At 67.2% G+C, this 12787-nt stretch carries 15 protein-coding genes and 1 pseudogene; 11 read left to right on the top strand and 5 right to left on the bottom strand.

The window, feature by feature from the left end:
• Positions 1–11: 11 nt before the first annotated feature.
• Entirely contained in the window at positions 12–779 is a 768-nt protein-coding gene (gene gloB / locus QU595_RS23385; RefSeq protein ID WP_315926435.1) for a hydroxyacylglutathione hydrolase, read from the top strand.
• Positions 780–787: 8 nt separating this feature from the next.
• On the opposite strand, the gene QU595_RS23390 is transcribed toward gloB, so the two are convergent.
• Genes QU595_RS23390 through QU595_RS23400 form a run of 3 tightly spaced genes read right to left on the bottom strand, consistent with a single transcriptional unit; the run spans position 788 to position 3164 of the window.
• Positions 788–1459, bottom strand: coding sequence for a lysoplasmalogenase (locus QU595_RS23390; protein WP_315926507.1), 672 nt, complete (start codon positions 1457–1459; stop codon positions 788–790).
• Positions 1459–2352 (bottom strand): DMT family transporter, encoded by an 894-nt coding sequence (locus QU595_RS23395; RefSeq protein WP_315926437.1) that lies wholly within the window; start codon positions 2350–2352, stop codon positions 1459–1461. The genes QU595_RS23390 and QU595_RS23395 overlap by 1 nt, the downstream gene beginning before the upstream one ends.
• 38 nt (positions 2353–2390) lie before the next feature.
• The gene (locus tag QU595_RS23400; protein ID WP_315926439.1) at positions 2391–3164 is read right to left on the bottom strand and encodes a DUF3108 domain-containing protein; all 774 of its coding nucleotides are present in this window, start codon (positions 3162–3164) and stop codon (positions 2391–2393) included.
• A 329-nt stretch (positions 3165–3493) separates the two neighbouring features.
• Between QU595_RS23400 and QU595_RS23405 the strand changes: the two genes are divergently transcribed.
• From QU595_RS23405 to QU595_RS23420, 4 genes are all read left to right on the top strand, one after another.
• Positions 3494–4063, top strand: coding sequence for a biotin transporter BioY (locus tag QU595_RS23405; RefSeq protein WP_315926441.1), 570 nt, complete (start codon positions 3494–3496; stop codon positions 4061–4063).
• A 36-nt stretch (positions 4064–4099) separates the two neighbouring features.
• Positions 4100–4543 carry a DUF1284 domain-containing protein gene (locus QU595_RS23410; protein ID WP_315926443.1) on the top strand — a complete coding sequence of 148 codons (444 nt, stop codon included), beginning with the start codon at positions 4100–4102 and terminating at the stop codon, positions 4541–4543.
• 114 nt (positions 4544–4657) lie between these two features.
• Complete coding sequence (rpmB, locus tag QU595_RS23415) at positions 4658–4951, top strand: 50S ribosomal protein L28 (protein ID WP_315926445.1); 294 nt, start codon at positions 4658–4660, stop codon at positions 4949–4951.
• Between the two features lie 82 nt (positions 4952–5033).
• Positions 5034–5717 carry a queuosine precursor transporter gene (locus QU595_RS23420; RefSeq protein WP_315926447.1) on the top strand — a complete coding sequence of 228 codons (684 nt, stop codon included), beginning with the start codon at positions 5034–5036 and terminating at the stop codon, positions 5715–5717.
• Between the two features lie 67 nt (positions 5718–5784).
• On the opposite strand, the gene QU595_RS23425 is transcribed toward QU595_RS23420, so the two are convergent.
• Positions 5785–6243, bottom strand: a complete 459-nt coding sequence (locus QU595_RS23425; RefSeq protein WP_315926449.1) for a L,D-transpeptidase — start codon at positions 6241–6243, stop codon at positions 5785–5787.
• Positions 6244–6575: 332 nt separating this feature from the next.
• Here QU595_RS23425 and QU595_RS23430 point away from each other — a divergent pair, with 332 nt between their 5' ends.
• Complete coding sequence (locus tag QU595_RS23430) at positions 6576–7016, top strand: hypothetical protein (RefSeq protein WP_315926451.1); 441 nt, start codon at positions 6576–6578, stop codon at positions 7014–7016.
• Between the two features lie 4 nt (positions 7017–7020).
• The gene (locus QU595_RS23435; protein WP_315926453.1) at positions 7021–7209 is read left to right on the top strand and encodes a hypothetical protein; all 189 of its coding nucleotides are present in this window, start codon (positions 7021–7023) and stop codon (positions 7207–7209) included.
• A 16-nt stretch (positions 7210–7225) separates the two neighbouring features.
• Here the strand turns inward: QU595_RS23435 and QU595_RS23440 are convergent, their stop codons facing one another.
• Positions 7226–7912 (bottom strand): response regulator transcription factor, encoded by a 687-nt coding sequence (locus QU595_RS23440; protein ID WP_315926455.1) that lies wholly within the window; start codon positions 7910–7912, stop codon positions 7226–7228.
• A gap of 44 nt (positions 7913–7956) precedes the next feature.
• On the opposite strand from QU595_RS23440, the gene QU595_RS23445 reads away from it, so the two are divergent.
• The 4 genes and pseudogenes from QU595_RS23445 to QU595_RS23460 form a co-directional block, all read left to right on the top strand.
• Complete coding sequence (locus tag QU595_RS23445) at positions 7957–8751, top strand: response regulator transcription factor (RefSeq protein ID WP_315926457.1); 795 nt, start codon at positions 7957–7959, stop codon at positions 8749–8751.
• Complete coding sequence (locus QU595_RS23450) at positions 8735–10885, top strand: ATP-binding protein (protein ID WP_315926459.1); 2151 nt, start codon at positions 8735–8737, stop codon at positions 10883–10885. The genes QU595_RS23445 and QU595_RS23450 overlap by 17 nt, the downstream gene beginning before the upstream one ends.
• A 150-nt stretch (positions 10886–11035) precedes the next feature.
• Entirely contained in the window at positions 11036–12238 is a 1203-nt protein-coding gene (locus QU595_RS23455) for an aromatic ring-hydroxylating dioxygenase subunit alpha (protein ID WP_315926461.1), read from the top strand.
• An 86-nt stretch (positions 12239–12324) separates the two neighbouring features.
• A pseudogene (locus QU595_RS23460) lies at positions 12325–12675 on the top strand (helix-turn-helix domain-containing protein); the annotation flags it as partial.
• Positions 12676–12787: the final 112 nt, after the last annotated feature.

The following is a 12787-nucleotide window of genomic DNA, read 5'->3' on the forward strand; positions in this document are numbered from 1 at the left end:
GAGACGGACATATGGCCATCGAGATCGAACAGTTCATGTGCCTGACCGACAATTTCGGCGTGCTGCTGCGCGATCCGGCGAGCGGCGAGGTCGCGCTGGTCGATGCGCCGGAGGAGGCACCGATCCTGGCCGCCGTAAAGCGCACCGGCTGGACGCCGGGCCTGATCCTCACCACGCATCACCATGCCGACCATGTCGGCGCCAACGAGGCGCTGAAGAAGCGTTTCGGCCTGCGCATCGTCGGGCCCGAGGCGGAAAGGGCGAAGATTCCCGGCATCGACCATGGTGTCGGCGAAGGCTCGACCCTGCGCCTGGGCGGCGAGGCGATCGAGGTGATCGAGACGCCCGGCCACACGGCCGGCCATGTCTCCTATCACTTCCCGAAATCGAAAGTGGTGTTCACCGCCGACACGCTGTTCGCGCTGGGCTGCGGGCGCCTGTTCGAGAAGCCGGCGCCGGTGATGCATGCGTCGCTCAAGAAGCTGGCGGCGCTGCCGCATGAAACGGTCGTCTATTGCGGCCATGAATATACGCTGGCCAATGCGCGTTTCGCGCTGACCATCGATCCGGGCAACGCGGCCTTGCAGGCACGGGTGAAGAAGATCGAGGCGCTGAGGGCGCGGGACAAGCCGACGCTGCCGACCACGATCGGCGAGGAACTGGCGACCAACCCGTTCCTGCGCTGGGGCGACCCGGCCATTCGCAGCAATCTCGGCATGGAGAACGCCTCCGACGCCGAGGTGTTTGCCGAGATCCGCCGCCGCAAGGACACTTTCTGACGCCGGCGTCAAGCGAGCAGCAAGCCCAGCGTGATGACGGCCTGCGCGGGATAATAGAGCAACCAGACCGCGCGGTGCATCCAGGCGCGGTGCGGCGAGTCCTGCGCCATGAGGAACTTTTCCGTGGCCAGCACGGCGTCCGAGGCCATGAACAGCACCGCGCCGCCGATGAGCGCCAGCGCAGGGGTGGTCAACGCCGCCAATCCCATGGCGAGGATCGCCGCGACATAGGCCGCGACCGGCATCCGCAACGCGCCCACCCGCGGCCACAGCAGCCGGAGCATGAGAAGCGCGAACCCCGCCATGGCGAGCGCCAGCGCCAGATGCCAGGGCGCGGCGCGGAAGGCTTCGAGCCCGCTGCCGGTCTTCAGGAACAGCGCGATATAGACGAGGTGCGCGGCAAGAAAGCTGGCGAGCCCGCCGAGAAAGGCGGCTTCGCCTTCGCGCGACAGGAAGGCGTCGCCGATGGCGCTGAGCGCCAGAGCGGCGACCAGCAGCCAGGGGCCGCCCTGCAGGAAGGCCAGCAGGGCGAGCAACGCGACCGAACCGGCCTTGGCCGCCGTGCGTGACAGGCGCGGCGGTGTCGGCGGCGCGCAGGCATAGATGATCGCGGCCGCCAGCGAGAACAGCAGGGTGGCGTTGGGCGTCGCCTCGATGCCGCCGGCAAAGGGCAGCGGGATCATGCGCCGGCCCCGTCGCGCAGCGGCGCGCGCCTGCCGAACAGCAGCGACTTGGCGGCCAGCACCGCCCCGCCGGTGATCAGCACGCAGGCGGCGAGAATGCGCCAGGAGGGCTCGGCAAAGCCGAAGACGATCAGCACCAGCGTCGAAAGCAGCGGCGCGGCATAGCTGGCCGCGCCCAGGACCTGGATGTTGCCGCGCTTCACGCCGATGTCCCAGGCATAGAAGGCCGCGCCCACAGGCATCAGGCCGAGGCCGAGCACCGCCAGCCACTGGCCGGCGTTTTCAGGCCAGACGGTGTGTTCGAGCAGCAGGTGGCAGACCAGCGAGAGCGCGGAGGTGGCGGCGCAGAACCATGTCACCACCGTGGTCGGCACGGACGGAAAGCGCCGCGACAGCAGCGAATAGGACGACCACAGCACGGCGCAGACGGCTGCCATGGCGTAGCCGAAGCCGTAGCGCGGGTCGAAGGCCAGCGCGCCGCCGCGCGTGACGATCAGGAAGGTGCCGGCAAGGCCGAGCAGGGCGCCGGCGACATGGTACCAGGCCAGCCGCTCGCCCGGCATCAGCGCCGAGCCCAGCACGATCAGCAGCGGCCACAGATAGGCGATCAGGCTCGCCTCGACGGCCGGCGCGTTGCGCAGCGCGGTGAAGTAGAAGAAGTGATAGCCGAACAGGCCGAGGATGCCGATGGCCCAGACCTGCGGCGGAATTTTCACGCGCGCCGCGGGGGCGGGCGTCAGCAGCCGCGCGGCGAGGCCGACGCAGGTGCCGATGGCGAAGGTGATGGCCGAAAGCTGGAAGGGCGGCATGGTGCCGGAAGCGTCGGTCAGCAGCGCCAGCAGCGCCCACATGGCCACCGCCGAAAAGCCGATCAAGGTCGCGCGCGCCATATCCCCCTCCCGGCGTGGGCGGCGGCGCGTGCCTGCGCCTAGCCGTTCGCCTCGAAACGCCGCGCGCGGATGGTTATGGTGCCGATCTCCGTCCCCACCGTCGCGCGGATGGGCGCATATATGCCGGTTTTCCCGACCGGCGCAAACGTTACCAGGATGCGGGAGCGGTCCCGCAGGAATCTCAGCGCCTTGCGCCGCTGGGCAAAGCCGGAGACCGGCTCGAAACCGAGCCGGCAGGTCACGGTCGGCCCTTTATAGCCCTTCACGGAGATGGTGCCCTTCTCCACGAAGGACAGGTTCAGGTTGGCGCGCATCTCGCCGTCATACATCTTGACGGTCCGCCCGCAGACCTTGTCCGGATCGGGCGCGCGGACCACGGTGGCGGCGATCGGATCGGTGACGCCCTTGAGGTCGTTGGGGCCGAGCGGCAGCCAGTCGTCGCCGCGCTGCTTCGGCGGCGGCACTACCTTGGTCGAGGCGACGCCGCCTCCGGAAAAGCGGATGTCGACCAGTGAGGCCTTCTTGCCGGATTTATAGTCGGCGCGGAAAGCGCGCGGCACGAGGCGGTCGGCCGAAAGGGCGCCCGAAGCCGTCAGCGAGCCCTCGGTGTCGTCGAAAAGGCGGGCGAGACCGGCGGCCGCCACGCTGCCGTTGATGGAGTAGCCGTCGCCCTGGTAGCGGCTGGAGAAGCTTGCCCGCGCGACCGTCAGCCCCAGGAAGGAAACCGTATATTCGCCCTTGAAGGCTTCGCCGCCGGCGGCAGCCGCCGGATCCGGCAGGGCGGCGGCCAGAAGCAGCAACACCAGAGCCATTCCGGGAAAAGTGCGAAGCGGCTTTCCGTCCGGAACTACTTGGAAATAGAGATTTGGGAGGGAACGAAACATCGGACGTCGGTCTCTCTTCACGGGCTCGCGGAGCGTAGCCTTCCTGCGTCGAACGGCGCAACGGTCCGCCGGAAGGCACGCGGCCGAAGTCTCAAGCGGGGCAATCCGGCCATTCTATGGTGCGCGGATCTGGAGCCATCCGGCGGCAAAGCCTTGGCCTCAACGCGGGAAATCCTGTTGCGTTGCACCATGCGCCTGTGAAATATGCCGCTGACGCGCCGTAAGGCGACGCTGCGCCCAATCTCTGGAGGATTTCGATGAACGTCCTTACCGCTCCTACTTTCGTCCCCTTGCGCCTCGCTGGCCGCCCGCTGGCGCTGAAGGCGACGGCCGTCGTGCTCGGCACCCTCTTCCTGGCCGTCTCCTCCTGGATCGAGGTGCCGATGTTCCCGGTGCCGATGACGATGCAGACCTTCGCGGTGACGCTGGTGGGCGCCCTCTATGGCTGGCGCCTCGGCACCGTCACCGTGCTGGCCTGGCTGGCGGAAGCCGCAGTCGGCTTCCCGGTGCTCGCCGGCGGCTCGGGCGGCATCGTGCATTTCGCGGGTCCGACCGCCGGCTATCTCGCCGCATTCCCGCTGGCGGCGGCGCTGGTCGGCTGGCTGGCCGAGCGCGGCTGGACGGCCGAGGGCAAGATGCTGCGCAACGTCGCGGCCATGCTGATCGGCAACGCCTTCATCCTGGTGCTCGGCACCGCCGTGCTGGCCATGATGATCGGCATGGAGAAGGCCTATGTGTTCGGCTTCGCGCCCTTCGTGCTCGGCGGCATCCTGAAGGCAGTGCTGGCGAGCGCCACCGTCGAGGTGATGCGCCGGGCGAAGAGCTGACCCGACGCGGACAGGGCGCGACGTGAGGCCGGGCGGTTGACCGTCCGCATCCGCGCGCACCATCTGCTGTGCATGCTGGCCTATGTCGGCAAGGGCTACAGCAGCGCCTTCGTCGAAGGCTATGACAGGGTCGTCGAACGGCTCGGAGACGGCGAGGACCTGCTCCTCGTCACCGGGCCGGACGATATCTGCAAGCCCTTGCTCGAAGATGCGCAGCCGCATTGTCTCTGCGACAGCGTGACCGAGCGCGACAAGCGCGCGGCCGCCGCCGTGGAGGCGCTGCTCGGCCGTCCGGTGCGCGAGGGCGTGCGGATGGTCCTCGAACCGGACATGCTGCGGCGCATGCGCGAAGCTTTCCGGACCGGACACCTGCGCGGCGCCTGCCAGGGCTGCGAATGGTTCGACCTGTGCACCGGCATAGCCGGCGACGGTTTCCGCGGCGTGCGGCTTTCGAACGGCGGACGGAAACAGTGCGCTTGACGTTCCTGCGAAATGACCCTATGGAACGCCAACTTTTTCCATGAGGCCGCTTTAGCCATCCGCGCGCCGCCCCGCGCGGTACAGATGCTTGGCCCGAGAACTGAAGGTAGCAAAATGTCCCGCGCCTGCGAACTCACCGGCAAAGCCGTTCAGACCGGCAACAATGTGAGCCACGCCAACAACAAGACCCGGCGTCGCTTCCTGCCGAACCTCGTCAACGTCACGCTGATCTCGGAAGCGCTGAGCCAGAACGTGCGCCTGCGCATCTCGGCGGCGGCGCTGCGTTCGGTCGAGCATCGCGGCGGCCTCGACGGCTTCCTGGCCAAGGCCGACGAGAAGGAGCTGTCGCAGCGGGCACGCCTGCTGAAGAAGCAGATCGCCAAGAAGGTCGCCGAGCAGGCGGCCTGACAAACCGGATCGAGGCGGGGGACACCGCCTTGCCGGGGCGCCTTGCGGGCGTTCCACTGGTTCCATCACCCAGGTTAAAAAAATGAATTTCCTGAAGCGATATCTGCCCTTCGTGGTGGCCATGGCGCTTGTCGTCGTGGCCTCGAACGTGCTCGTGCAATTTCCCATGCAAGGCATGGTCGCCGGCCTTTCGCTGGCCGACATCCTGACCTGGGGCGCGTTCACCTACCCGTTCTCCTTCCTCGTCACCGACCTCGCCAACCGCCGCTACGGGCCGGCCGTGGCGCGGCGCATCGTGTTCGTCGGCTTCATGACGGCGGTGATCTGCTCGATCGTGGTTCCGCCGCTCCTGTTCCGGCTCGGCGTCATCGAATTCGACACGGCGGCGGCACGGCTCGCGCGCATAGCCATGGCTTCGGGCGCGGCTTTCCTCACCGCCCAATTGCTCGACGTGACGGTGTTCAACCGGCTGCGGCGGCAAAGCTGGTGGCGGGCGCCGATCTTCGGCACGCTGGCCGGCTCGCTGTTCGATACGGCGGTGTTCTTCTCCGTCGCCTTTTCCGGCGCGTTCGCCTTTGCCGGCCCCAGCGACGCCTTCGCGCTGGAGACGGCGCCGCTGATGGGCGTGCTGCCGGTCGAGGCCATGCGCTGGGTGTCGTGGGCGCTAGGCGATCTCTCGGTCAAGCTCGCCATCGCCGTCTTTGCGCTGATCCCCTACCGGCTCATCGTCGCGCGCTGGACCCAGCCGGCGCTGGCCATGCGCTGACCCGGGGCGGCCGGGCTGCCAGCACGACGCCCGGCGGGCCGGACGGAGGCGGGCTTGCGCCGGATATTCAGCGAACGATCATGATCCTGGTGTGGGTCGGCCCGAACGCCTCGACCAGTTCGTAGAAGTCGGCGGCGGCATCGGGGTGCAGCCGGACGCAGCCATGCGAGGCCGGCCGGCCGAGGCGCGCGATCTGGCTGGTGCCGTGAACGGCATAGCCGCCGCTGAAGAACACCGCATGCGGCATCGGCGCATTGTCGTATTTCTTCGAATACCATATCTCGTGCATCCGGGTCGGGCGGAAAGAGCCGGTCGGCGTGACGAAGCCGCTGCCTGCCGTCGAGACCTTCCATTCGAAGGCCGGGCGGCCCTCCGCCAGCACCTGCATGGTCTGGCGCGACAGCGATATGCGGGCCACGAGGCTGTCCGCCGCCCGCGCGGTGTTCTCTGCCGCAGCAAGCAGGATAGCCGATCCGGCGAAGGCGGCCGCGATGTGAATCAGGGACGCCGATGTTGCGATGCGCATGTCTGTCTCCTTGCCGCCGTTGCGGCCGATTTCGGTTGAGCGATGGACATGCTTATCGCTGCGGCATGTTTCGGATCGATTTCGTTAGATAATTCTTATCGTTTCGATTATGTTTCCTTTTGGAGCCGAAGACCGATGCGACCGTAAAGAAGGCGCTCTTGAGCGGCGGCGCTGACAGAGCGCCAGCCGGCGCTGAACTACGATTTCTTCAAAACGAAAGAAAACTCTGTCCTTTCGAAACGGGATTGCAACAGAAACCGCGTCTTCACGGCATGAAGCGGAAACAGCCGGATGCGAATCTTCGAAGAACGAAAGCGAAAGGCTGGAGGGGCATGCTCGCCCACGTCACGCATATACGACTGGCCGCTGCGGCCGGGCTCGTCGCTCCGGCGGTTGCCGCGACGGCGATCGGGCTGGCTGCGGAAGGCGCGGTCGCCGCGGCGCACGGTGTGAGCCGGGTGGTGGGCGGCCTCGACGGCAGTGAGATCCTGCTGGCCTATGCCGGGTCGTTCTTCGCCGTGGTCGGTATCGGATCCAGTTTGCGCGTCCATCGCCTGCGGGCCACCTGGCGGGTTGGCCGGCGGCTTTCGATGATGCGCAACACCTCGCGCGGTGTGCCGCAGCGAGACCCGGACGCCCGCGCCGCTGCAGGGGGCTCTGCATGCGGCGCGGGCGCTTCGGGGGACCTGTCCCGGGCGGCCGGGCGTGGTGGGGTTTTCGCGGGGGACTGGCCCGGAGCCGGGCCGTTGCCCGCCGACAATTTCAGGAGTTGAGACGATGAACAGGAAGCTTGCCGCTTCCATCCTCTCGGCACTGCTCTATGCGCACGGCCTTCTGGGCTTTGCGGGGCTTGCTGGGGCGCTGCTGCGCGATCGCACGGGCGAGACCGGCCTCACCGTGCATCGCTCGGCAGCGCAGTCGGGCGCGTCGCCGGGTTCGAGCCTGCATGTTTCGGCGTTGGGCTGACCCGGCGGCGGCCGTTTCACTCCGAAAGCGGTTCCGGCGGATCGAAGCGATAGCCGGAGCCGCGAATGGTGGCGATGCTGGCCGTGTTCAGCTTGCGGCGCAGCCGCACGATGCGCGAATCGATGGAGCGGTCGAAGGCGTCGGCGTTCTCGGCCGGGGCGGCGGCCATGATGTCGTCGCGCGTCAGCACCTTGCGCGGGCTCGCCACGAACAGCTTCAGCAGCGCCACCTGGCCGGGAGACAACTGCTCCTCCGCGCCCGAAGCGTGCATGACCATGGCCGACCTCATGTCGACCGTGGCGTTTTCCAGCACCACCAGTTCCTGCGCGTTGCGTCCGCGGCGCGCCAGCAGGCGGCCGATGCGCGCGGCCAGCTCGCGCACCACCAGCGGGCTCTCGACGGCGTCCGCGGCGCCGAGTTCGAGCGCCAGCACCTTGTCGAGCAGGTCGCCCGGGCGGCAGATCAGGATGAAATCCGGCCCGCCTTCGCCGCCGTGGCGCCGCAGCAGGTTGCGCGCCTCCGCCTGGGACAGTTCGTCGCCCACCACCGCGACATCGATGCCGCCGGCGGAAAGCACGGTCTCGGCCTCCCAGGCCTGCCTGGCCATGCGCGTGTCGTTGCCGCGTCGCTGCAGATGGCCGGCAAGGTCGTCCGCCACCACCCCGGCCACACAGATCAGCGCGACCACCGGTCTTGCCGCCATTTTTCCGCCTGCCCCCGCCACCCGATAGAAGAGCCCTAGACAGGATGTTTACACCCAATCTAACTTCCTCTGGAAGCGGGGGCGAGACGACACTGCGCGCACGGATACTCATCGTCGAGGACGAGCCGGATTTGAGGGAGGCCGTGGCCGAATATCTGGTCGCCAACGGCTACGAGGCGGAAACGGCCGCAGACGCGGCCGACGCCAGGCACAAGCTGGAAACCCAGCCGTTCCACCTTGCCATCCTCGACATCGCCATGCCGGGCGAGGACGGCCTGTCGCTCGGGCGGTGGCTGCGCGGCAGGATGCAGGTCGGCATCATCTACGCCACGGCCGCCGGCACGACGCTCGACCGCATCGTCGGGCTGGAGCTCGGCGCCGACGACTACATCGTCAAGCCGTACGAACTGCGTGAAGTGCTGGCGCGGGTGCGCAGCGTGCTGCGCCGCGTGCCACAACCGGCCGCCCTTGTGAAGGAAGGCGGCAAGGACGCCGCGCCGCTGCGCCGCCGCTCGGTCGGCTTCGGTCCGTTCCGGGCCGATCTCGACGCGCGCATGGTGGTCGGGCCCGGCGGCACCGCCGTCGACATGACCAAGAGCGAGTTCGACGTGCTCGAAATATTCCTCACCCGCCCGAACCGGCTGCTGACGCGGGCGGCGCTTTCGGAGGCGATCGGCTTCGCCGAAGACCCGGACGAATCCTCGCGGGCGGTAGACATCCGGGTCATGCGGCTGAGAAAGCGGATCGAGAGCGATCCCGCCAATCCGAAATTTCTGCGCACGGTGCGCGGCGAAGGCTATATCTTCTCCTTGCCGGTTCAAGATGTCGGCGCAGACTGACGGCCGGCCGGGCGACGGGGGTTTTCCGAGGGAGGCTCCCCTGCGCAGGACGGAAACCACGCTGCCAAGCAGCGGCACGGCGCCGCGGGAGGAAAGCCCGGCGGTCGCGGCGGCGCGCATCCTGCGCCGGCTGCGCCATGCGGTCGACTGGCGCCAGGAAATCAGTGAACTGCTGGAACTGCTCGGCCGCTCCTTCGCGGCGCACCGCGCCATCCTGTTCAGGCTGGAGGACATGGGGCAGGGGCTCACCCAGTCCGTGGAGGCCTATTGGGTGGACGGCTCGATCGCCGGGGTGGCCTCGCCGCCCTCGGTGATCCCGCAGGCCGTCGTCCATATGGACCCGCTGTTGGGCAAGGTGGCGGTGGAAGGCAGGCAGGGCAAGATGTTCGCCGGCCTCACCCGCGACATAGAAGGCTTCCTCAGACGCGATTTCGAGAACCAGCGGATAAAGTCGTTCCTGTCGGTGCCGGTGCGCGCCAACGGCAATTCCTGGGGCTCCGTGGCGATCAACGATTGCGTGGACGAGCGCATCTGGACCGACGAGGACAAGGCGACGATGGAGATCGTGGCGCTTGCGCTCGGCGACGCCATCGAGCGCTCGCAGTCCGAGGCGCATGTCAACGACGTCATCCGCGCGACGCTGCTGCAGGCATCGCTCGACGCCGTGATGGTGCTCGACGAGACGGGCAAGATCATCGAGTTCAACCCGGCCGCCGAAAAGCTGTTCGGCTGGCCCAAGGCCGAGGTCATCGGCAAGGACATCCTCGATACGGTCGTGCCCGTCTACTACCGCCAGGGCTACTCCAACGGCGGCGAATATCTCGCCGGCCGGGGCGCGCCGATGATCGGCCGGCGCATGGAGACGGTGACCCAGAATGCGCTCGGCGAGATCATTCCGATCGAGTTGACCGCCTCCGTGGTCAAGGTGGCGGACCGGCGCATCACGATCGGCTCGATCCGCGACCTGCGCGAGAAGCTGCGCGCGGAGGAGGAGATCCATCGCCAGCGCGAGAAGCTGCACCAGAACGAGAAGATGGCGGCCATGGGCTCGCTGCTGGCCGGCGTCTCGCACGAGCTGAACAATCCGCTGGCGGTGGTGGTGGCGCAGTCGACGCTGCTGCATGAATTCGCCTCGGACCAGCAGACCAAGCTGCGGGCCGAGAAGGTGCGGGCGGCCGCCGAGCGCTGCGGGCGCATCGTCAAGAGCTTCCTGTCGATGGTGCGGCTGCATCCCAGCGTCCAGACGCAGACCGACCTCAACCAGGTGGTGCGTGCGGCGCTGGAACTGACCGCCTATGGCGCCCGCTCCAACGGCATCACCATGGACAGCGACTTCGCCGAGGGGCCGCTGCTGGTCCTGGCCGATGCCGATCACCTCACCCAGGTCGTGGCCAATTTCCTCATCAACAGCCAGCATGCGCTGGCGGGCACCGACGGCAGCCGGCTCATCAAGGTGCGCACCTATCGCGGCGCCGAGGGCGCCCCCGGCTTCTTCGTGGAGGATAGCGGGCCGGGCATTCCTCCCTCGATCCGGCATCGCATCTTCGAATCCTATTTCACCACCAAGCCCGTCGGGGTGGGCACGGGCATCGGCCTGTCGATCTCTAAGTCGATCGTGGAGCGCCATGACGGCCGCATCTGGTTCGAGGACGCCGACCCGCACGGCGTGCGCTTCCTGGTCGAACTGCCGGCGGTGGCGCCCGGCAACGGCGTCGTCGCGGAAAGGCTGTCGAGGTCGAGCGCTCTGCGCCGGGCGCTCATCATCGATGACGAGCCCGACGTCGCAGCTTCGCTGTCGGACATATTGGAGCTGATGGGCATCAAGTCGCAGGTGGTGACGGGCTGGGTCTCGGCCGCCCGCATCCTGGCCGGCGCGCAGGAGCCCGACATCATCTTTTCCGACCTGCGCATGCCCGGCCTGGGCGGGGTCGGCATCCATCAGCAATTGCTCGCCGAGCGGCCGCACTTGGCCCGGCGCCTGGTGCTCGTGACCGGCGACCTCGTCGGCGCTCGTGCCGAGATGGAGGCATTGCCGCCCGGCCAAAGCCCGCCGGTGCTCGAAAAGCCGTTCTCGATGCTCGACGTGCGCGGCATATTGACGGCAGTGGCCGAACTGGACGAATTCGACGGCTGACGCGTCCGGCCAATGCCTGTTCCAAGTGCCGGAAAAGACGGCGAAAATCTCTGCCGCGATCTCTTCGAAATTTGCGACACCTGCGCAAACCATTGCATTTGAACGGAAAATGTGATCTTATTGAATATGCATTCAATAAAGGTCGCGCCGATGAACCCGCACATCCGTGACGTGGCGGTTCCCAATGATTGGGACCGCAGGGGGCTCCCGGGCTGGGCCTATCACAGCGCGGCGCTGCTCGAACTGGAGAAGGACCGCCTCTTCCGCAACCATTGGCAGATCGTCGGGCACGTCTCGGACGTGCCTGCCGCCGGCGATTATCTGACGATGGACGTGATCGGCGAACGCGCGCTGGTGGTGCGCGGCAAGGACGGCAGGGTGCGCGGCTTCCACAACATCTGCCGGCACCGGGGCAGTCGCGTCGTCGCCGACGAGCAGGGCACGTGCAAGAACGCGCTGGTCTGCCCTTTCCACGGCTGGGTCTACAATCTCGACGGCACGTTGCGGGGCGCCGCCCGCCCGAACTCCTTTCCCGAACTGGACAAGGACGAGTTCGGCCTGATGCCGCTCGACCTGGAAATCTGGATGGGCTTCATCTTCATCCGCTTCCGCAGCGGCGGGCCGCAACCTTCCGTGGCCGAACTGCTGAAGCCGGTGGCGGCCGAATTCGCGCAGTACCGCACGGAGGAAATGGTGCCTTCATGGGGCATCTGGACCCAGAAATCGCCCGTGAACTGGAAATCGGTGCGCGACGTGGACAATGAGGGCTATCACGTCGCCATGGCGCATCCGGCGTTGCAGGACCTCTACGGATCGACCTATTACGACGAACCCTTCGTCAACGGCGTGTCGCGCTCCTTCGCCACCTACAATCCGCACGCCGGACGGCGCTGGAGCGTGCGCAACTATGTGCGGATCGCGCCGGAGGCGAAGCACCTGCCCGAGAACCTGCGCAAGGCCTGGGTCTATTACGGCATCTTCCCCAATGCGGTGATCGCCACCACGCCGGAGACGGTGCAGTTCTACCAGGAATTCCCGCTTTCGACGGGCGAGACGCTGCTGCGCGGGGCCATCTACCGCCATGCGGACGAGACCCGGGAGCAGGCGGCCGCGCGCTATCTCGCCCTGCGCATCGACCGCGACACGCAGGCGGAGGACGTGCAGCTTTCGGTGTGGTCGAACGAATCCATGCTGTCGGAGGCGTTTGCCGGCTTCTACCTGTCCGACCTCGAATATGGGGTGCGCACCCATCACGACCATCTGCGCGCGCAATTGCCGGTGCTGGCGCTGGAAACCGCACCGCAGGAGAAGGACATGGCCGGCATCAACGCGGCGCTGCTGTCGCGCGGCTAGAGCGTTTCACGGATTGACGGAATCGACGGGATTCCCTGTTTGATAGTTTTGTGATTCAAAATGCTGGCTGGGCAGGAGGCCAGCATCTGATGACAGCACCTCTTTCCAACGATCTTCGCGAGCGCGTTGTACGCGCGATCGTCGCCGGCGAGAGCTGCCGCTCGGTGGCCGCCCGGTTCGGCGTGGCGGTGTCCTCGGCAGTGAAGTGGCATCAACGCTATCGGAGGACGGGTTCGGTTACTCCGGGCAAGATGGGCGGGCATCGCCAACGGCTTCTCGAGCCGCACCGGGCATTCATCGTGGAGCGGATCAATCAGACGTCGCATTTGACGCTGCACGGGTTGAAGGCGGAACTCGCAGCGCGCGGGGTGAAGGTGTCGCATGACGCGGTGTGGCGGTTCCTGCGCTGCGAAGGTCTGCGGTTCAAAAAACGTATGGCCCGCCCCGTCTGCAAGAGGGTTTTGAAGGCGGCGTGAGAGGTCTGCACAAACGTATCCGGTCTCACGAGACTTTGCTCGCGGCCAAGATGGATATCCGCGCGCGCCGATC

It is taken from the genome of Mesorhizobium sp. SP-1A, assembly GCF_032460275.1.
Taxonomy (GTDB): domain Bacteria; phylum Pseudomonadota; class Alphaproteobacteria; order Rhizobiales; family Rhizobiaceae; genus Mesorhizobium.

Bases quoted from the DNA above. Each gene is read 5' to 3' on its own strand.
- QU595_RS23455 (WP_315926461.1), top strand. From the start codon at position 11,036: ATGAACCCGCACATCCGTGACGTGGCGGTTCCCAATGATTGGGACCGC.
- QU595_RS23395 (WP_315926437.1), bottom strand. From the start codon at position 2,352: ATGGCGCGCGCGACCTTGATCGGCTTTTCGGCGGTGGCCATGTGGGCG.
- QU595_RS23430 (WP_315926451.1), top strand. From the start codon at position 6,576: ATGCTCGCCCACGTCACGCATATACGACTGGCCGCTGCGGCCGGGCTC.
- gloB (WP_315926435.1), top strand. From the start codon at position 12: ATGGCCATCGAGATCGAACAGTTCATGTGCCTGACCGACAATTTCGGC.
- QU595_RS23420 (WP_315926447.1), top strand. From the start codon at position 5,034: ATGAATTTCCTGAAGCGATATCTGCCCTTCGTGGTGGCCATGGCGCTT.
- rpmB (WP_315926445.1), top strand. From the start codon at position 4,658: ATGTCCCGCGCCTGCGAACTCACCGGCAAAGCCGTTCAGACCGGCAAC.
- QU595_RS23405 (WP_315926441.1), top strand. From the start codon at position 3,494: ATGAACGTCCTTACCGCTCCTACTTTCGTCCCCTTGCGCCTCGCTGGC.
- QU595_RS23425 (WP_315926449.1), bottom strand. From the start codon at position 6,243: ATGCGCATCGCAACATCGGCGTCCCTGATTCACATCGCGGCCGCCTTC.
- QU595_RS23440 (WP_315926455.1), bottom strand. From the start codon at position 7,912: ATGGCGGCAAGACCGGTGGTCGCGCTGATCTGTGTGGCCGGGGTGGTG.
- QU595_RS23450 (WP_315926459.1), top strand. From the start codon at position 8,735: ATGTCGGCGCAGACTGACGGCCGGCCGGGCGACGGGGGTTTTCCGAGG.
- QU595_RS23445 (WP_315926457.1), top strand. From the start codon at position 7,957: ATGTTTACACCCAATCTAACTTCCTCTGGAAGCGGGGGCGAGACGACA.
- QU595_RS23400 (WP_315926439.1), bottom strand. From the start codon at position 3,164: ATGGCTCTGGTGTTGCTGCTTCTGGCCGCCGCCCTGCCGGATCCGGCG.
- QU595_RS23435 (WP_315926453.1), top strand. From the start codon at position 7,021: ATGAACAGGAAGCTTGCCGCTTCCATCCTCTCGGCACTGCTCTATGCG.